Annotated in this window: 17 protein-coding genes; 13 read left to right on the plus strand and 4 right to left on the minus strand. The window is 47.8% G+C overall.

Going from position 1 to position 19,678, the window contains the following annotated elements; genetic code table 11:
- Positions 1-44 precede the first annotated feature (44 nt).
- Complete coding sequence (locus tag OU814_RS12900) at positions 45-758, plus strand: PEP-CTERM sorting domain-containing protein (protein ID WP_017286363.1); 714 nt, start codon at positions 45-47, stop codon at positions 756-758.
- 95 nt (positions 759-853) lie between these two features.
- Here the strand turns inward: OU814_RS12900 and OU814_RS12905 are convergent, their stop codons facing one another.
- Positions 854-1,840 carry a methyltransferase domain-containing protein gene (locus tag OU814_RS12905; RefSeq protein ID WP_268183357.1) on the minus strand — a complete coding sequence of 329 codons (987 nt, stop codon included), beginning with the start codon at positions 1,838-1,840 and terminating at the stop codon, positions 854-856.
- Positions 1,841-1,915: 75 nt separating this feature from the next.
- Positions 1,916-2,530, minus strand: coding sequence for a Crp/Fnr family transcriptional regulator (locus OU814_RS12910; protein WP_268183359.1), 615 nt, complete (start codon positions 2,528-2,530; stop codon positions 1,916-1,918).
- Between the two features lie 401 nt (positions 2,531-2,931).
- Between OU814_RS12910 and OU814_RS12915 the strand changes: the two genes are divergently transcribed.
- Together OU814_RS12915 and OU814_RS12920 are read left to right on the plus strand one after the other, a co-directional pair.
- Positions 2,932-5,280, plus strand: coding sequence for an HD family phosphohydrolase (locus tag OU814_RS12915; RefSeq protein ID WP_268183361.1), 2,349 nt, complete (start codon positions 2,932-2,934; stop codon positions 5,278-5,280).
- Between the two features lie 225 nt (positions 5,281-5,505).
- On the plus strand, positions 5,506-6,453 hold the full coding sequence (locus OU814_RS12920) for a phosphodiester glycosidase family protein (RefSeq protein ID WP_144056321.1): 948 nt from the start codon (positions 5,506-5,508) through the stop codon (positions 6,451-6,453).
- Positions 6,454-6,496: 43 nt separating this feature from the next.
- On the opposite strand, the gene OU814_RS12925 is transcribed toward OU814_RS12920, so the two are convergent.
- Positions 6,497-8,533: a sensor histidine kinase gene (locus OU814_RS12925; RefSeq protein ID WP_190647149.1), complete on the minus strand. Its 2,037-nt coding sequence runs from the start codon at positions 8,531-8,533 to the stop codon at positions 6,497-6,499.
- Positions 8,534-8,874: 341 nt separating this feature from the next.
- On the opposite strand from OU814_RS12925, the gene OU814_RS12930 reads away from it, so the two are divergent.
- Together OU814_RS12930 and OU814_RS12935 are read left to right on the plus strand one after the other, a co-directional pair.
- On the plus strand, positions 8,875-10,065 hold the full coding sequence (locus OU814_RS12930; protein ID WP_017286369.1) for a GNAT family N-acetyltransferase: 1,191 nt from the start codon (positions 8,875-8,877) through the stop codon (positions 10,063-10,065).
- Positions 10,066-10,095: 30 nt separating this feature from the next.
- Positions 10,096-10,479 carry a DUF4346 domain-containing protein gene (locus OU814_RS12935; protein WP_017286370.1) on the plus strand — a complete coding sequence of 128 codons (384 nt, stop codon included), beginning with the start codon at positions 10,096-10,098 and terminating at the stop codon, positions 10,477-10,479.
- A gap of 57 nt (positions 10,480-10,536) precedes the next feature.
- Here the strand turns inward: OU814_RS12935 and OU814_RS12940 are convergent, their stop codons facing one another.
- Entirely contained in the window at positions 10,537-11,682 is a 1,146-nt protein-coding gene (locus OU814_RS12940) for an aminotransferase class V-fold PLP-dependent enzyme (protein WP_017286371.1), read from the minus strand.
- A gap of 111 nt (positions 11,683-11,793) precedes the next feature.
- Between OU814_RS12940 and OU814_RS12945 the strand changes: the two genes are divergently transcribed.
- From OU814_RS12945 to OU814_RS12980, 8 genes are all read left to right on the plus strand, one after another.
- Positions 11,794-12,777, plus strand: a complete 984-nt coding sequence (locus OU814_RS12945) for an alpha-ketoacid dehydrogenase subunit beta (protein WP_268183366.1) — start codon at positions 11,794-11,796, stop codon at positions 12,775-12,777.
- 143 nt (positions 12,778-12,920) lie between these two features.
- Complete coding sequence (locus OU814_RS12950; RefSeq protein ID WP_190647153.1) at positions 12,921-13,151, plus strand: hypothetical protein; 231 nt, start codon at positions 12,921-12,923, stop codon at positions 13,149-13,151.
- 33 nt (positions 13,152-13,184) lie between these two features.
- Positions 13,185-13,577 (plus strand): type II toxin-antitoxin system VapC family toxin, encoded by a 393-nt coding sequence (locus OU814_RS12955; protein ID WP_268183368.1) that lies wholly within the window; start codon positions 13,185-13,187, stop codon positions 13,575-13,577.
- 154 nt (positions 13,578-13,731) lie between these two features.
- The gene (gene secD, locus OU814_RS12960) at positions 13,732-15,156 is read left to right on the plus strand and encodes a protein translocase subunit SecD (protein WP_268183370.1); all 1,425 of its coding nucleotides are present in this window, start codon (positions 13,732-13,734) and stop codon (positions 15,154-15,156) included.
- Positions 15,153-16,115, plus strand: a complete 963-nt coding sequence (gene secF / locus OU814_RS12965; RefSeq protein ID WP_268183372.1) for a protein translocase subunit SecF — start codon at positions 15,153-15,155, stop codon at positions 16,113-16,115. The genes secD and secF overlap by 4 nt, the downstream gene beginning before the upstream one ends.
- 9 nt (positions 16,116-16,124) lie before the next feature.
- On the plus strand, positions 16,125-16,547 hold the full coding sequence (locus OU814_RS12970; protein ID WP_268183374.1) for a hypothetical protein: 423 nt from the start codon (positions 16,125-16,127) through the stop codon (positions 16,545-16,547).
- Between the two features lie 47 nt (positions 16,548-16,594).
- Complete coding sequence (locus OU814_RS12975; protein WP_268183376.1) at positions 16,595-17,389, plus strand: tryptophan-rich sensory protein; 795 nt, start codon at positions 16,595-16,597, stop codon at positions 17,387-17,389.
- Positions 17,390-17,501: 112 nt separating this feature from the next.
- A complete protein-coding gene (locus OU814_RS12980; protein ID WP_268183378.1) occupies positions 17,502-19,625 on the plus strand; it encodes an NACHT domain-containing protein in 2,124 nt (707 codons plus the stop codon).
- The last annotated feature ends 53 nt before the right edge of the window (positions 19,626-19,678 follow it).

Below are 19,678 nucleotides of genomic sequence, written 5' to 3' on the forward strand. Positions count from 1 at the left end.
GGACAAATAATGGTCGCATAGAGTTAGTGCGTGAAATCGAGTCTATGAAATTTGTCAAAGGTTTACTCTCGGTTACGGCTTTGTCGGCGATCGCAATTATCAGTCACACGGGATCGGCTCAAGCGATCAGCTTCAGCATTACCCACGGTGCTCCTGGAGCGGGCGGTGTTACCAATCAAGGTGCATACTCTGACTTGCAACTTCCAGGAACGAAAACTGTAGATTTCAACTCTGGCAGTGTGCCGACGACGGGATTTGCAAAATACAGCTTTCAGAAAAACAATGGGTCTAGCAGCGTCCGTTCTGATGTCTGGGCGCCCGCAGGTGTCAGTGGACAAGTAAATACGAGCAAATACCTCGCTGTATTTGCTGGTAACGATGTCACGATCGATTTAGCCAACCATTTGGATTACTTCGGAATCAACTGGGGCGCAATGAGTCCTGGCAACGTGTTCTCGTTCTTCGATGGCAATCGTCTGATTCAGACGATTGGCTACAACGATGTGAATCCGCTTGCGGAAGTGCGGGCATCCCAACATGGCAATGAAGGAAATGGGTTCGTCCATTTCACCGCTACCCAGAAGAATCAGTACTTCAACCGGATTGTGATTTCGCAAATCGGGGGCGGCGGGTTTGAGTCGGACAACCACTCCTTCCGCATGGCTTCGGTTCCTGAACCAACTGCAATTTTGGGCTTGACCGCGGTCGGTGGCGCGTTGCTGCTGAAGCGCAAAAAACAAACTCAAATTGAAGAGTAAGTTCGATCGCCTTGCTTGTGAGTTGGATTACATCTAAAAGTGTTTAACGAGTTTCACCCCTCTTCAATCGAGGGGTTTTTATTTTGCGGTTTCAATTACAGGGGAGCGGTCGCCGTTGAAAGATTGTGCGATCGATCAGAGGTCGCAGTATTGCGTTGAGCGCGAAACATACCAAATCGGCAAAGACCTGTGCCAAAAGCAATTCGCATCAGGATCAAGGTCGGAACTTCTCGCAGGGATTTGATCAAGCCTGATGCCCCAAATTTGATTAAGCCTTGGGGTCGGGCAATGCCTTGCCAAATCGAATCGAGCCAGGATGGCAGCGTCGGTTCTGTCCAGTCTGCGGTGATCACTTCACCTGCCACGAATCCGGTTGCCGCCAATTGTTCAGAAAATCCTTCAATACTCGAAAAAGCGGGATGTGCCCATTGATCGAGAAGTTGTTGCATCACCGGGCGCTCCCAAAAATTGAGCGGAATTTGACGATCGTCTCTCTGGTTCCAATCCGCCACCACTAGAATGCCGCCGGGTTTGAGAACGCGCATTAATTCTCTAGCAAAAATCGCCTTATCTGGCATGTGCGGTCCTGCTTCAATTGACCAAACGACATCGAAACTGGCATCGGGATAAGAAAGTGCCATCGCATCATCGACTCGAAACTGTGCGGTGACGCCCGCGGGCGTTAATTCTTGAGCGCGTTTGACTTGTTGGGGGCTAATTGTCACCCCAGTGACCTCGAATCCATAATCTTTTGCCAGAATTCGGCTACTGCCCCCGATTCCACACCCGACATCGAGAACAGTTGTGCCAGGGGGAAGCTGATCTAATCCACCCCAGCGCACCATTTCATGCACAAAGTCAGATTTTGCGACAAGGAAATCTTTGCGGCGAGGCGGTACGCCATAATGCCCCAGGTGAATATGTTCGCCCCAGTAAAACTCTAAAATGCCATCTTCTGTCCATGCGTCATACGACGTTGCGACCGAATCAGAAGATTGATATCGACGAGGAGTGATCAGATAAATAGCAATGCCGAGAATGGGTAGGGCAATCAAGAGCCAGAGAACGAGAGATAAATTCATGAATTCAGAGATGGTTGCCTGCAGCGAAGCGGATCTACTACGTTTGTACTTCTGTCAATCTAACGCAGTTCAATCTCAGAATTCAAATTCAGCCAGTTCTCGCCCCAGATCAGCACACAAGATCAACAGCTTACGTCGGGGCAGCGGACAAATTTTGCCTTGTTGAGCGAAGTCATTGAACATCCGCGTTACCGTGACTCTCGTCGTGCCAAGCATTTCCGCGATTAACTGATGAGTGAGAGGTACATCAAGCAGATACCCTTGATCGACCTGGGCGCCAAATCTTGCGGCAAGCCAGTACAACAGTTTGAGTAATCGCTGTGATGTCGATCGAATATGCATGAATTGCAGCATGATTTCGGTTTGATTCGTGTAGCGCATCCATGCTGCTTGGGCTTCCGCGTTTGAGGTCGGAATTAATTGTGCGGTCACGTCTGTGAGACATTCGAGTTGATAATGCTTGAGTCGAGACAGCGGTTTCCCAATCATGTCACCTGCTCCCCAAATTCCAAGGGTTGTGACTTCTCCAGATCCAGTCCAAGTTACAGAACGCACATATCCTGTTTCGATTTCCCAGAGACAGTCGGGACGGAGCGTTAACAGTTTTTTGCGCTGAAACTGCAGCTTAGGCGATCTCAAAAGCGACAGGGTGAGGGGTGAGTTGAGGGAGGAGGAATGAACCAGGGGCATAAGAATTTGGGGATAGGGGAACGAACAGGCTAATGTGATGAAAGTTACACTCAAATCTCAGGATTCTTTGGGATTTGTAACTGCAATTTTTTAGGACATAGACCCGAGGAAAGAGGCTGTACGCGGCTAAAAATTAATGCAATTATTCTCACTTACTATACCGGGATCGCCCCGAAAAACGTTCCTTTTATTATCACTATCGTTTAACTTTGAAAATCTTATGCTAGGTCAGTTAATGATATTTAATGGCGATAGATAGATTCGATTATCACGGGCATTGATCTCGCATTTTTCCGTAGTTGAAGGGTTAATCAAATGTCTCAAAACCTAGTAGAGTGGTGCGTAGGTCATGTGTGATCATTGTCGATTCCACAAGATTAAAACTAGGTGGTGAGCTAGTGATGAACTCCCTTCGATCTTGGGCGCAACAAATTCAACACGTGTGCAATGAGTCGGGGAAGCATCTTAAGCAGTCCGCGTCGATGCGATCGTTGCAGCGAGTCAGTGCGCTGCAAAAACAGTTAGGGAAACAGCCTAAAGTCCCGAAACCTGTGACGATTGTGCTCACTTCGCTGGTGCTATCTGCTGCATTGGGACAGCGATTTTATGACCAACCTCGTTTGAGTATAGGTAAGATTGCGCCTGAAACGATCACAGCGCCGAGAGATGCCCAAGTCGAAAATAAACAAGCGACAGAAGAGAAACGCAGAGCAGCGCGCAGCATTTCGACTCCGGTCTGGATGCCCGATGTGGCTCTGTCCGATGAAATTCGCAAAACGGTGCAATCCCACTTAGATGCAGGACTAAAACTGCGGAAAGACGCTGGAGAGTTTCCCTATGTCGAACTTGAAAAGCTGTCAGAACCGACTCAACGATATTTACGCAAAGCCGAAGTCTGGGAATGGAAAGCGATCTTAGAAGCGACTCAAGCTCCGAATACTCAACTCGTCGATCGCATCAGTGATCCAGTCCAACGCCGAGCAGCAACAGAGCTATTTCGGAATAAAAATCAAACAACTCTGGATGGGCTATCGGGTCTAGAAGCGAAAATCACAACGGCCCAGCAGCACTATGTCACGGCTCGTTCACAGCTTAGTGCGCCTTACGATCCAACTTTGTTTGATGTTTCTGACGTAGCGTGGCAGAAAATGCAGGGCGAAGTGATGGCAACGCTCGATCGCATGTTGATGCAAGGGATTGCACCTGGGCTAGAAGAAACATATGTGAGAAATGCGATCACACTGAATTTGCAAATTGCGACTCCGCCCGAAACAAGAGCGATCGCAACCCAAATCCTCGTCAGTGCGCTGAAACCGAATTTAGTCAAAGATGAAGATCGAACCCGCCAACAAGCCGAACTTGCGGCAAATAATGTTGAGCTTGTGATGGTGAACGCTTACCGGGGTAGAGCGATCGTTCAGCAGGGAGAAGAGATCACGCAGGATGCGTTTATTTTGCTTGACTATTTTAAGCTGAGTCGCCGCGAAACAAATTGGTGGGGGTTAGTGGCACTCTTTGGCTGTGTCAGTGGCTCCGTTGTTATTTTTTGGCGATTAGAACAGCGCTATCATCCCAAAGGATTGCGGAATCGAGACTACTGGCTGGTGGGCTTGATGTGTCTCAGCACGCCCTTGTTCATTTTGGTCAATGTGCCTTCAACGAATTTACCTGCGATCGGGGTGTTGATGGGAACGTTCTATGGTTCGGTTTTAGCTGTCACTGGGGTAGGATTACTGACGATCATTTTGCCGATCGCCATGGGATTAACTTGGACGCAGTGGTTACCGAGTGCGATCGCTGGACTCACGGTGGCACTGTTCGCTGCAAGAGTGCGATCGCGCGAGGAGTTAGCTTTTCTAGGATTAGGGGTTGGAGTGACTCAAGGCTTGCTCTTTCTACTGCTTGGCGCTCTTTCTGGAGTTGCTTGGTACAGTTTGCTCGGAGGAGCCGTCTTAGAAGGCTTGTTGGGATTAGGGTGGAGCATTATTGCCATCGGGATTAGCCCCTATCTTGAACATCTGTTTGATGTGGTCACCACCTTACGCTTGGTCGAACTTGCCAATCCTAATCGAGCGTTGTTGAAGCGGTTGGCAGCGGAAACTCCGGGCACGTTTCAACATACTTTATTTGTTGCGAATCTGGCAGAAGCCGCTGCACGGAAACTGGGGTGCAATGTGGAATTAGTCCGAGCGGGAACGCTCTATCATGACATCGGCAAAATGCATGACCCCCTCGGATTTATTGAGAATCAAATGGGGGGCGTGAATAAACATGATCTGATTGATGATCCGTGGCAGAGTGCAGCCATTATCAAGAAGCATGTGACAGAAGGCTTAGTCATGGCACGTCGCGCGCGATTGCCCAAGGTCGTGCAAGCGTTTATCCCAGAGCATCAAGGGACAATGACGATCGCATATTTTCATCACCAAGCCCTACAACGCGCTCAGCAGGATCAGACGATCATCGTCAACGATGAGGATTTTCGCTATGACGGACCTGCTCCCCAATCGCGAGAAACCGGGCTTTTGATGTTGGCTGATTCTTGTGAAGCGGCACTGCGATCGCTCAAGGATGCCACACCAGACGATGCCTTAAATATGATTAACAAGATTTTGGCAGCCCGGTGGAAGGATGGGCAGTTGAGTGAATCCGGCTTGACGCGATCAGAAATGAGCGCGATTGCAGAAGTTTTTGTGCAAGTCTGGCAACAATCGAATCATCAACGTATTGCATATCCGAAAGCGAAGTAATTTCGATACCTAATATTGATGAATTGATGAAATCTTGCTGAACTTGGAAGCTTTTCCAGATCATCTCGGCAATTGTATGGAGAATGAAGCTAGGTGTGAGAATGTTAGGGTTTTACCTCTGCCTGAGGATAGATCTCTGCTCAGAGTTATTACGTATTTTTAATCAGTCCTTGAAAAAATCACGAGCAAGGCATGATTGACAGAGTTTTTCCCAAGAAACGCTTCATGATTCGTTGGTTATCGTCTGTTTCCGGTAGTTTTTCCGTTACGGCTACCTGTACACTGCTGAGCTGTGCGATTTTGCTGCCTCGCGTTGGCATTACCCCTCAACCTGTTCGCATCGCTCAAGCTGCTGATCCAATTGAGCGGTCTCGGGTAGCGCGCCCAGTCCCAGTTGTGGAAAGAAAGATTGCGGGAGTGCCGATCCGCCTCGTCACGATCGATCTAACAGACCCGCAGACTTTTATTAATATTGGGCTGGCAAACGAGGCAATTCGGGCAAATAGTGCCCGATCGACTCGGGGCGATGAAGCGTTTGAATCTCTGGTGAAGCGGCATCGCGCTGCGATCACCGCCAGCGGAACTTTCTTTAGCATGGATGAGCAGAAGCGCGTCATGGGCAATATGGTTGCCGCTGGTCGCTTCCTGAAATACAGTCCTTGGGAAAATTATGGAACCACTTTAGGACTCAAGCGCGGCAATCAGCTCGAAATGGTGACCGCTCGAACGGAGGGAAAGCCCAAGTGGGAGCGGCATTGGTTCTCGTTGACGGCGGGTCCGCGATTGTTGAAGCAAGGCAGAATATCGATTCGTCCCCGGCAGGAAGGATTCAGTGATCCATCGGTTATGGGAGTGGCGACGCGATCGGCGATCGGCTTTCCCAAAAGCGCGAATCGGTTGTATTTGGTAACTTTCCACAAGCCGATTACCTTGCAGAAAGAAGCGGAGATTATGAGAGCGATCGGGGCACATGAAGCGATGAATCTCGATGGGGGAACGTCGGTGGCATTGGCGGCAGGCAATCGCGTTTTACAGTCGGCGGGTCGAGATTTGACGAATGTGATCACGGTTTACGACACAAAATTTCCAGCGCCGGAAGCGTTAAAGCGATCGTGGCAAACCTTTCAGCAAGATGATCAGGTTGCACTCAGGTTTAATCCAGCTAGCCCGTAGCCCTGTCAATTCAATCAGGTCAGACGAATTGAATTCGGGGTGCTTAGCTGTTCTGAATGCTGAGCGGCTGAGATTGTTTGACAGGAGAAGGCGCGATCGATAAATCTGCATCCGTTTCCTCTATTTCTGCAAACGGATCTAACCACGGCAACCAAATCCGAAACGTACTGCCTTTATCTGGAACCGACCAGAACGACAACGTGCCCCCGTGCATTTCTGCTAATCGTTTTGTCAGCGCTAGTCCTAATCCTGTCCCTTCATGCTTGCGAGTCATGGAAGAATCAATCTGCTGAAAGGGTCTAAACAATAAATGCCAGCGATCTTTGGGAATGCCAATGCCGGAATCTTCGACTTCTAGACAAAGATAAGCGGTCTCTTGATTAATCGGACTGCGATCGGGGCGAACATCTTGAACCAGTTGATAGCCATACCCAATCCGGGCAATCAGTGACACTGAGCCTCCCTCGGGCGTAAACTTCACGGCATTCGAGAGCAGATTAATCACCATCTGACGAACCCGCCGTTCATCGAGGGGAACACGATCGAGATCATCGCCCAGTTTCATTTCCAATTTCAGCCGCTTCATCTCGGCGCTCGGCTGCACCATTTTCAGACATTGCTCACACATTTCTCGAATGTTCACAGGTTGCAGACTCAGCTCTGCTTTGCCCGCTTCGATTTTGGCAATGTCTAATAAATCATTGATGATTTTCAGCAAATGAATTGCCGCATCATCTGCTTGCTGAAGAAACTCTAATTCTTCTTCACGATCGTCACAACAGCCATCGCGCACCAAGCGGACACAGCCAATAATTGCATTCAAAGGAGTTCGCAATTCGTGAGAGGTCGTTGCCAAAAACTCGCTTTTGACTTGGTTCGCTGCTTGCGCTTCTTGCCACGCTGCTTCTAACTCACTGGCTCGTTCTTCTAAACGCTCCACCATATTGTCGAGTGCTTCAGCGAGATAATTGAGTTCTCGAACCTTGAAATTCTTGGGGGCGCGCTCACCATCAAAACGCTGGCGGATTTTCAGTGCGTATTCGCTCAATTTCTCGATCGGACGAGCCAAATCGCGTGTGAGATAGAGGGTTGCTAATAAAATTGCAGTTAACAAACCCAAGGTGAGGATAATCAAAACCTGCTTGATATCCCCTAAGCCAAACAGCGCACTGTCAACCGAAGTTGCCGCGAGCACAACCCACGTCGAAGTCTCTCCATTCTTCAGCGACACCTGAATCGCACTGCTCCCGGCTAGCCACTCTGCACCGTTCTCTTCAAACAGGACAGGTGCAAGCGATTCGCGTTCATTTGAGGCGCGTGCTCCCACGGTACTGCTCGCCATTGCCTGTTCAAACACTCGTTGTAGCTGCTGAGAGTTTGCTTCTTGGCGAATATTCCGCCCGATCCGTTCAGGAATCGGATGCGCCAGAATTACGCCCGTATCATCAATGACAACGGTATAGCCCGATGAAATTGCATTCACTGCTGGCTCTGGTTTTGAGTAAAGCGATGCCTGCACGCTCAAGGCATAACGCTCTCCAGATTTGAGAACCACGGGCGCGCTCATGACTAAGCTCAATTGATGATCAACCGAAACTTCTGTGCCAACTTTAGCAGGCTGTCCAGGCGATACCTCAATATTGTTGGAATTGACCACATTGGCAGGAGTCTCTCTATTTTGCCAGGGATCTCGCGGAAACTGCACGATCGGTTGATTGCCACATGTACTGGACTGAACAGTTTGAGTTTTCAAGTTCAGCAGTTGGATACATTGCAGCGAGAGTGGGGAATTGCGCTGCAACTGCTCGAGAAAGTCATAGGTTGCTTGAGGAGAATCGAGTTGAAGTGTGGCAGACGTGGTTGCTAAAGCGAGATTCGATCGTAAAGTGGCGATCGAAGTTTGTAGTTCTTCTGCTTTGCGGACAGCGCTAGCTGTGAGGGTAGACCGCGCTGTTTGAAGGAGTCCTGATTTTGCTTTCTTATACGCAACAACTTCGCCTGTCAATAGCACCGGAATACTAAGGAGTAACAAACGCCATAGCAGGATGCGACGAAACGAAGATTGACGTGACTTTGCCATAAGCCCTAGGACTGGATAGGGGACGAAGACAGGAAAGCGGCAGAGCAGAAGAGCGATGACAAGTTTCTAGAGCGATGAGCGGAGGCAAGGCAGAATTTTGCCGAAACGAGTAGTGAACGATCTTATCGGCATAGTTCGAGATGATTCATCCGCTATATGTACGATCTTGAGCGAATTCGCACCAAAAATCATATTTTTACTTTAACGGCGATAGAGCGTTCTAACCAGTTTTGCGCGAATTTCTTCAAAATGGCAGTACCCAGGCGGGGGATATGCTGCGGACTGATATGCCAGATTTGAGCAAATTCTATTACCCTGTATGAAGCTACTGAACTGTGGATATGGTTGAACAATTCCAGCCCCGAACCTCGATCGCTTGGATCAATAAGATTTCTGAAGTTCCGCAGCTCGCCTGGGATGCTCTGGCAATGCCGCTGAAAACGCCGTTTCTCGAATGGGACTGGTTGCATACTCTGGAGACATCGGGCAGTACAACGGCTCGCTCTGGCTGGTTACCGAATCATTTAACGGTTTGGCGAGACCATGAGTTAATTGCTGCCGCGCCGCTGTATATCAAAGGTCACAGTTATGGTGAGTTTGTTTTTGATCACCAATGGGCGGATTTAGCCGATCGCTTAGGGATTCAGTATTATCCAAAACTCTTAGGAATGTCACCGTTTACCCCGGCTGAGGGGTATCGATTTTTGATTGCACCGGGAGAAGATGAGGACGAGATTACCGACCTGATGGTCAGCGCGATCGATCATTTCTGTTCGCGAAATCGGATCTCTGGCTGTAATTTTCTCTATGTTGATCCCGATTGGCGTGTGGTGATGGAACGTCACGGGTTTAGTTCTTGGCTGCATCACAGTTTTATTTGGTCGAATCAGAACTATCAATCGTTTGATGACTATCTAGGCGCATTTAATGCGAATCAACGCCGCAATATTAAGCGTGAGCGGAAAGCCGTGACAAATGCGGGCTTATCTTTCAAGATTCTGACTGGGGATGATATCCCAAAGTCAATGTTTTCGCTGATGTACAACTTCTACAGTGATACTTGTGACAAGTTTGGCTGGTGGGGGAGTAAGTATTTAACCAAGAAATTCTTTGAGCAGCTTTATACGAGCTACCGTCATCGCGTTGTGTTTTTTGCGGCTTATGCAGAAGGGGATGAGCATCCGATCGGCATGTCGTTTTGTCTGACGAAGGGCGATCGCTTATATGGTCGTTACTGGGGTTGTACTCAGGAAATTGATTGCTTACATTTTGATGCTTGCTATTACGCGCCGATCGAGTGGGGCATTCAAAATGGCATTCAACTATTTGATCCGGGTGCGGGCGGGCGGCATAAGAAGCGGCGAGGCTTTCCGGCAATGCCAAATCATTCGCTGCATCGGTTCTATAACAGTCGGCTGTCGCAGATTTTGCGATCGCATATCGAGCAGATTAATGATCTCGAACAACAAGAAATTGACGCGATTAATCAAGAATTGCCGTTTAAGCAACAAACAATCGACTTCAAAATTTAGAATGGATAAGCTGACACGGGTTGGACTCTCATGACTCAAGCGGTTTTTAATCCCACTGCTTTGGATGACAAGCTCTCGAATCGGTTTATTGAACTCGATCCGAGCGGCTATTTTTTGATTTATCTCGATCGATCCGGCGGGGTCATTTGCGCCGATTTTTACACGAATACGATTAACGAAAAAGGGTTAGCCTGCGACCCAGAAACGGGTGAACCGTTACCTTGTAGCGGCGGGTTGAAGCGACAGCCGAGCGCAGTTTTTCGGGGTCGGACGGCGAAAGAGTTGTGTATTGAAGTGTTTGAGAAGCCTGAAACTTGCTGTATTACTCGATTGGATCATGCAGCGTATTTGGGTCGGGAATTTGTCCGGGCAGAATCCTGTTTGTTTGGCGATCAAGAATACGTGCAAGATTAGAATCGGGTTCGGCTCCGCTGGTGCTGAGGTTGGTGAAGGGGAGCCGAGGTTTGCAACCTATAGAAATTCCTCGATCGCATGGGCTAACGCATCGATTTCTTCTTCGGTAGTGAAGTAATGTACACATGCCCGAACACAATTCGGATTCAGAATCACCCGCAGAAAGAAATTTCGCGCCTCTAAATATTGAACCAGTTGCGGATGCTTGCCATTCTCTAACTGAAACGAGACGAGTCCAGAAGCAGGAGCCGAGGTTTTGAGGCATTTCACATTCGGCAATGCTTTCAATCGTTGCCAGAGGTACGCACTGCGATCGCAAATCATTGAATATCTTGTTTCGGCAAAGGGCTGATGAAACGCGATCGCCTCTCTCAAAGCTGGATACAGCGGAATCGCAGAAGTGGCAATCTCAAAAGCGCGACCATCGGATTGAAAGCACTCGGGAGTTCCTTTGGCATCGGTGATCACACTGCGCCAGCCAATAAAGGTTGGATGTAAGGTTTCTCTTGCTTCAGGGCGAACGTACAAAGCACCAACTCCCGCCGCTCCACACCACCATTTATGACCAGTGAAGGCGTAGAAGTCTGCGTTTAATTCAGTGAGATTTAGGGGTAAAACGCCTACAGACTGAGCGGCATCGACGAGAACTTGTACTGATCGCGCATGACAAATTTCCACCATTTCTTGAAGTGGTAAAACTTGCCCCGTGTTCCAGAGAATGTGGCTAACCACGAAGAGACGAGTATTGGGTTGGAGAAACTGTTCGACGATCGCGCTTGGATCACCCGAATTCAAAGTCTCTAATAGGGGACAAACCGAAACCTCTAAATCAAATCGTCTCTGAAGTTCTTGAACGGCTGCCACGATTCCTTGATGTTCGCAATCGGTGAGCAGAATGTGATCGCCTGCTTGCCAATCGATTCCCCACAGGGCAATATTGCAGCCAACCGAGACATCTTCGGTGAGAGTAATCGTGTCTGCAGTTGTGCCGAGTTCTTTCGCGATCGCTGCTCGCGTCAAATTTCCTTCTTGCACAATCCAGGAATTCGCTGCACTGGAAAAAGGACCCAATTCCTGAAAGCGAATATTTGCATCTTGGAGGGCTGCAATTGCCGATCGCGGCATCGTTCCTTGTCCGCCGTAATTAAAATACGCTTTCCCAGCGAGATATGGAAATTCAGCCCGATGCTGTTGTAAAGACATAACGCAACTCTAAGCACTCTCTTCATCCTACGATGAAATATTCGTGACTCTTTGCGGATTGCGCTTGCTCCTCTAAGATAAGTATTTGCAGCACATTACACCTTAAACGCAATGGCAGAGACAATCTTCTTTAACGCCCTTCGGGAAGCGATCGACGAAGAAATGGCAAAAGACCCGACAGTATTGGTGATGGGAGAAGATGTCGGGCATTATGGCGGCTCCTATAAAGTCACCAAAGATTTGCATAAGAAGTACGGCGATTTGCGATTGTTAGATACCCCGATCGCCGAAAATAGCTTCACGGGTATGGCGATTGGTGCAGCAATGACTGGATTGCGTCCCATTATTGAAGGGATGAATATGGGATTTTTGCTGCTGGCATTTAACCAGATTTCAAACAATGCGGGCATGTTGCGCTACACGTCTGGCGGGAATTTCAAAATTCCGGTTGTGATTCGCGGCCCCGGTGGAGTCGGAAGTCGGCTAGGTGCAGAACACTCTCAGCGATTAGAAGCGTATTTCCAAGCGGTTCCAGGTTTGAAAATTGTGACCTGCTCAACGCCATATAACGCGAAAGGATTACTCAAATCTGCCATTCGTGATGACAATCCTGTTCTCTTCTTTGAGCATGTTCTGCTGTACAACTTGAAAGAAGATTTGCCAGACGAAGAGTACTACTTGCCGCTCGATAAGGCAGAAATCGTTCGCAAAGGTAAAGATGTGACGATTCTGACCTATTCGCGGATGCGTCACCACGTGATGCAAGCGATGAAAACGTTGGAAAAAGAAGGCTATGACGCGGAAGTGATCGATTTGCTTTCACTGAAGCCCTTAGACTTTGAAACGATCGGTGAATCGATTCGGAAAACTCATCGTGTAATCATCGTTGAAGAATGTATGAGAACGGGTGGAATTGGAGCAGAGTTGACCGCTTCGATTAACGATCTCTTCTTTGATGAGTTAGATGCTCCGGTGTTGCGGATGTCCTCGCAAGATATTCCGACTCCTTATAACGGAACACTGGAAGCGTTAACGATCGTGCAACCGCCGCAGATTGTGGAAGCAGTTCGGAATATGGTTCCGCTTAAGGTGTAGCGAGAAGGGTCAATCGATCGAAGAACAGCGATCGATTGACCTTAAACTGATTCACCGATGTCAATCAAGTCAGCATCAACTTGGTGATTAAGAACGGGATCGCTCATACTAGACGGTAAATCCTGTTGATTCTGGGAAAGTCTATGTTGTCACAAGAACTAAAGGCACAAATCTTCAAGTTGCCGCCCAGCGATCGCCTTGCACTAATCTCTGCCATTATTGAATCTCTGCAAGATACTTCAGTACCCCAACCTGTCCGCTCTGGTGCAATCCAACGAATGAGAGGTTTGTTGAAAACAGACCAGCCTGCCCCAACTGATGAAGAAGTGGCAACGATGCTGGAAGAGCGACGGTTGGAGAAGTATCTTCAGTGAGAGTTTTGATTGATACCAATATTGTTCTAGACTTTGCTGCTACAACGAGAGCCTTTTTCCCAAGATGCAGAATTGCTATTTCAGGCGATCGATGTGGGAGAGGTTATCGGATACGTTACAGCGACAACCTTAACGGATATTTTTTACATCTCACGTAGGCACACCCGAAGTATTGAGCAAGCGCGGCAAGCAGTCTCAGAAACACTGACTGCCATGATGGTTTGTCCGGTCGATCGTGTCGTTCTAGACTCAGCTTTCAACTCTGGTGTGCTTGATTTTGAAGATGCTGTGCAAATTTTTAGTGCGGTTGCTCAAGGATTGGCAGCAATTGTGACCCGTGATGTTCAAGGGTTTTTGAATTCCCCTATACCCGTGTTATCCATTCAAGAATTGTTGCAGCAAGTCAGGCAGCAAAATGGTGATTAGGGTGCGATCGAATTGTCAGCTTGTTGCAAATGTTCTAACCCCGGAGCAAATTTCTTAGCGGCTTCGTAAGGCTATTTTTATTACTCGAACCGTATCGAATGCAACGTCCTGCATAGAAAGCGCTATCATAACCTTTGTCATAACGGGATTTGCTATGGGACGGCAACGAGGATTATTAATACTCATTTTGGTGATGGTGCTTGCCTCCATTTACATCATTGTGGATGAGCGGCACTTTCCAACACTATTAGGATTGGACTTACGCGGCGGGTCGCAAATTACGATTCAGGTCAAACCCACCGCAGAGATCAAAAACATTACATCCGAACAGCTTGGAGATGTCCAGCGCGTCATCGAAGGGCGGATTAATGGACTCGGTGTATCAGAACCGCTCGTACAAACAGCAGGCGAAAATCAGATTCTCGTCCAGTTACCGGGAGTTAGCGATCCCGAACAGGCAGAACGAGTACTCGGCGGAACCGCTCAACTCGATTTTCGGGCACAAAAACCTGGAACAGAACAGCAACTCCCGATCGAATATCAAATTCGCCGAGAATTGCTCGACAAACAAAAAGAACTGCGAAAATCAAACGACGAAAAAGCGATCGCCGAAAATCAGGCCGCTCTCAAGCGTAGCAATGACGCGATCGCCGCTTTATTCGACTCACCTGCATTAGGTGGTAGAAACTTACAGAATGCTCAGCCCGAATCTGCCCCCGGTTCAAGTGCTTTCAGTGTCGCACTGAGATTTGATCAAGAAGGCGGCGATAAATTTGCCCAACTCACCAAAAGCTTGGCAGGAACAGGTCGCTCCCTCGGAATTTTCTTAGACAACGGCTTAATTAGCTTTCCTAGCGTCGGTGCAGAATTCGCACAGACTGGCATCACAGGTGGAGGTGCAGTCATTACCGGAAACTTTACAGCCCAAGAAGCGACAGACTTAGCTGTACAGTTGCGAGGCGGCTCACTCCCGCTGCCTGTTGAAGTCGTCGAAAACCGGACAGTCGGTGCAACTCTGGGACGCGATAGTATTCAGAGCAGTATCTACGCTGGACTGGGTGGATTGCTCTTTGTGTTGGGCTTCATGGTTGTCTATTATCGGCTCCCTGGCGTGATTTCAGCAATCTCGCTTGTCATCTATGCGCTCCTCACCTATGCCGGATTCAAACTCTTAGGCGTAACGCTGACCTTGCCTGGAATCGCTGGATTTATTCTCAGTATTGGCATGGCAGTCGATGCGAATATTCTGATCTTTGAACGGACTCGTGAAGAATTGCAGTCTGGTAAAACCCTGTATCGATCGGTTGAGTCTGGATTCTTCCGTGCCTTTTCCAGCATTCTCGATAGTAATGTGACCACCGCGATCGCTTGTCTTGCTCTGATTTTTCTCGGTTCTGGGCTAGTTCGTGGATTCGGAGTTACACTTCTGCTCGGTGTCGCCATTAGTATGTTTACGGCTGTGACTTGTAGCCGCACCCTCCTGCTGTATGCCTTGACCTTTGCCGGATTACGCAAGCCTGAATGGTACAGCCCCAACGTTCCCAAAGCTAATCAATCGATCTCGGAGACCGCTTCATGAAACTGAATGTCATTCGCCAGCGAGGACTGTGGTGGGCGATTTCTGCAATCTGTATCCTCGCAAGCATCATTGCCATGCTGATGCTCCAAACTCAAATCGGCACACCCTTACGTCCGGGACTCGACTTTAAAGGTGGAACGCGTCTGCAACTAGAACTCGATTGCAGTCAGCCTGGAAATTGTGATAAGCCCATCAGCCTCGACGCAATTCGTGAAGTGTTGAAGACTGAGAATTTAGGCGACTCGAGCCTTCAACTTGTCGGTCAGGATCAGCGAGCAGTGTTGATTCGGACGAATACATTAAGCGTGGATCAGCGCACCAAGCTGCAAGCAGAACTGCAATCGAAAATTGGCAAATTTGATGCGGCGAAAACGCAGATTGATACTGTCGGTCCGACGATCGGGAAACAGCTATTTCAATCTGCACTCTTGGCGCTGATTGTTTCCTTTGCAGGCATCACGTTCTACATGACAATTCGCTTTGAGTTGGACTATGCGATTTTTGCAATTCTCGCGCTTTTCCACGATGTGCTGATCACCGTTGGTTTCTTCGCAATTCTGGGGTTAACGTCTTTGAGAACCGAAGTCGATAGCTTGTTCGTTGTGGCGCTACTGACGATCGTGGGTTTCTCGGTCAACGATACGGTTGTCATCTACGATCGTATTCGCGAGACGATTCAACTTAACCCAGGTCAGCATATCAATGAGATTGTCGATGATGCAGTCAATCAGACCTTAACGCGATCGATCAACACAACTTTGACGGTGTTATTGACGTTATTTGCGCTGTTTTTCTTCGGAGGCGAAACGCTGAAGAATTTTGCATTGGCGTTGATTATCGGATTTGCTATGGGAGCGTATTCAAGTATCTTTATCGCGAGTACACTATTGGCACTGTGGCGTGAGAAGCGGGGTCGAGCCTTTGCCCCGGTGAAAACGGCAGCAGTAGAAGCCGAGTAACGATAAAGTATGACACCTCCAGATTTCATTGACCCGAATGCACCCAAACTTGACCCCAAATTTCAAGCCGCTGTGCAACGCTTGCATCAATTGACAGTATTGGGTCGGTGGCTGACCCTCATCGGACTGTGGTTGACGCTCGGGGCACTGAGTCTCTGGGGGTTACGATATCCGATTTCGTTGATGCAAGATTACTTTACCTGGGCAGCATTGCGGCATGGGTTAGCGAACAATTTGGTTGCTGCACTTGGCTTAGGGTTGTGTATTGGTCTAACGGTGAGTGTCCTGGTTTGGCAGAGCCGAAATATTCTGTTTGGTCTGCCCAAACCTGAGCAGGAAAGACTGGAACGAATGGTGTTCAAGATTTGGCAACAGGGTGAAAGTCATCCGCTCTGGAAGTGGATTCAGCCCAAGTCATCGAGTAGAAGTTGAAGTGCAGAAAACCCGCTACGCTAGATCAGTGAATTCTAGAAAGCGATATGCAAAATTCTGAGCGCAATTCTCCCGCTGCACCGCTGCTTCAGAGTGCAACCTTGATCTCAATTCTCGCGGCGATCGTGATTAATGCGCTTTCCAATGTGTTTCCGTTGCGAGGCTTGAATATTGGAGCGATCGCAAATCAGGTTTTAGGCGGAGTTTTGATCACGCCAGCGAATTATGCGTTTGCGATTTGGGGTGTGATTTATCTTGGTTTAGTCAGCTTTGGCATTTATCAAGTGCTTCCGGCTCAGCGATATAATCCCCGTTTACTCAAATTACGTGCTCCGATCATCTGGGCATCGATTTTTCAGATTGTTTGGGTGTATTTATTTCAATTGCAGCAGTTCTGGTGGTCTGTTGTCTTCATGTTGGGGATTTTATTGAATTTGATTGCTGCATATTGGTGGTCAAGATTTCAAAATACTCGGATTTCACGTGAAGAAAAATGGTTGGCTCAGATTCCAATTCGGATTTACTTGGGTTGGATTAGTGTTGCAACGATCGTCAATGTTGCCTCTGCTTTATACGCTTCTCAGTGGAATGGGTTTGGCATTGCGCCAAGTGTTTGGACAGTGTTGATGCTATTGATTGCAGCGGCGATAACGGGTGTGATTATTCTGCAATATCGAGATGTGGCTTTTACGGGTGTAATCGTGTGGGCATTTGTGGCGGTTGCACTGCGGCAATCTGCGCAGCCTGCGATCGCGATTACTGCGCTGGGTTGTGCGATCGGGCTTTTAGTGTTGCTGTTGTTGAGAGTGTCAAAGAGACAGACAAACTCGCTACGGGGATGAATTCTAATTGATTCGGTATGCGATCGCGAAAGTTTCTGTAATTTCTCTAGATCATCCGTGTAGAAGCGCGATCGCAGTGTATCAATGAGAGAAAGCCTCCTATTGATACCTTATGACGATCGATCCTATCTCGCAGGCAGTGATTACGAATCTGATCAAACTTGCGATCGAGACAGGCTGGAAACAAGCTGGCAACCAAATTGATAAGAAAATCCAGCAGCAAGTGGGTCATGCGATCGAAGAGTATGTCCGAACTTACGAAAAGCGACACTGTACGCTGAAATATGATTGTCTGCGGATGGATAATCCGCTGACTTTGGAAGAGATCTATACAGATGTCCAGGTTTTGAATACCCGTGAGAGCCGTCGGTTTGAAAGTCCTGAAGCGTTGAAAGAATTGTTTCTAGAGATGGGACGAGGATTTATCTTTGAGAAAACGCCTCGGCAAGAAGGCATTGCGGTCGCAAATCTTGAGCCTCGATTGATGGTGCTAGGAAGTCCGGGAATTGGCAAATCGACTTTTCTAAGGAAGGTCGGACTCGAAGCGCTCAAGTGGGAAACGGCAAGGTATCGACATGAATTGATTCCGGTATTTATCGAGTTAAAGCAGTTTGGGGATCAACATAGTGAGATTGAAAAGCTGATTGCTGAAGAGTTTGAGACTTGCGGTTTTCCCAATGCGGAAGTGTTTACGCAAAATCTTTTGAAAGCAGGGAAGCTTTTGATTTTGCTGGATGGTTTGGATGAAGTGCCGACCGTTTATGTCGATCGGGCAATCAGCCAAATTGAAACATTCGTCGATAAGTATGACAAAAACCGCTTCATCGCTTCCTGTCGAATTGCTGCGTATAAAGGGGGATTCCGGCGTTTCAAAGATGTGACGATGGCGAACTTTAATGATTCGCAAATGCAGACTTTTGTGCGGCAATGGTTTCGACGAGAGCCGAAAGTGGCAGAGCAGTATTGGCAATTGCTCGATAGTTCAGAGTACAGAGCAGTCAAAGAACTCGGTCAAACTCCTTTACTCTTGACTTTGCTTTGTGCCGTTTATGACGAATCGCAGAGTTTACCGAAGCGAAGATCAGCGCTGTATGGTGAAGCGCTAGAGGTTTGGCTGAAGAAATGGGCAGCAGAACGACGAGTTCACCGCGATTCGATTTATCAAGAATTGCACCTTCAGCTAGAACAAGTCTTACTGTCTGAGATTGCTTATCAAAGCTTTGCAGAAGATCAGCTATTTTTCTCGAAGCGAGAACTGACCGAGCAAATCCGAGCCTTTCTCGTCAATAATCTCAATGCACCGAAGCATCTTGATGCGGAAGCTGTACTCTATGCGATCCAAGTGCAACAAGGAATTTTAGTCGAACGTGCCAGAGATACTTATTCGTTCTCGCATCTGACGTTTCAGGAATATCTTACGGCTCAATACATTGTTGATGAACAGCAAATCGAAGCCCTCATCACTACAAATCTAACAAAGCGGCGTTGGCGCGAGGTTTTCCTGATGGTTTCAGGCTTATTAAAAAATTCTGATAGAATGCTGGAGCTTATGGAGCGCGCGACCAAAGACATAATCAGTACAAGTACTGATCTTAGCAGACTGATGCTTTGGTCAAGCTTGATTACAACAAATACCGAGAGTGATTATAGTTCTACTACTAAGCGTGCTTTAGCAATTTTCCTTGCCTTAGCCCACGATATCACTCTTCAGACAAACCTTGCTGAAGACCTAGTGCTTGCTCTCGATAAATCTCAGAGATTAAATCACCTCTTCAGACTTGCTGCTGATTTAGCTCGCGAGTTTATGCACTACCGTTCCGTTGTGCCTATTGCAAATGTTAGTGGCTCGGTTCGCGACATTCATAATGTTTCTCATCTTCTATTTGAAGAGATTGAAGGAACGAAAATTTTTGAAAATAGATTTAGCAGTTCGCGCTTCTTTGAGGACATAGAATCTTTTCAAGAACCTCGAATCACTAAATCTATTGAGCAACTCTCTACTGAAGAATATTTAAAGTCTGCAAATTTCATCTTGAACAGTTGGTGCGCTCAGCTTCAATTACCAATAGAGGTAGCTGTTTTGTCTCAGCTTGATGTTCGGCTTCTGAGAGATTATCTCTACGCTAACCAATTAATAATTCAATGTAAGGAAACTGCTTTGCGAGTGTCGCCACAGGTGTGGGACGCGATCGAATCCCGAATGCTGACCGTAAGCGATAATGAAATCAACTTGTAAAACGTGATCATTTGCCTCCATCCTTGCCAAACCTGTATAAGTAATTTATTTAC

The organism is Leptolyngbya sp. GGD, assembly GCF_026735145.1.
In the GTDB taxonomy this organism is placed as follows: Bacteria; Cyanobacteriota; Cyanobacteriia; order Leptolyngbyales; family Leptolyngbyaceae; genus Leptolyngbya; species Leptolyngbya boryana.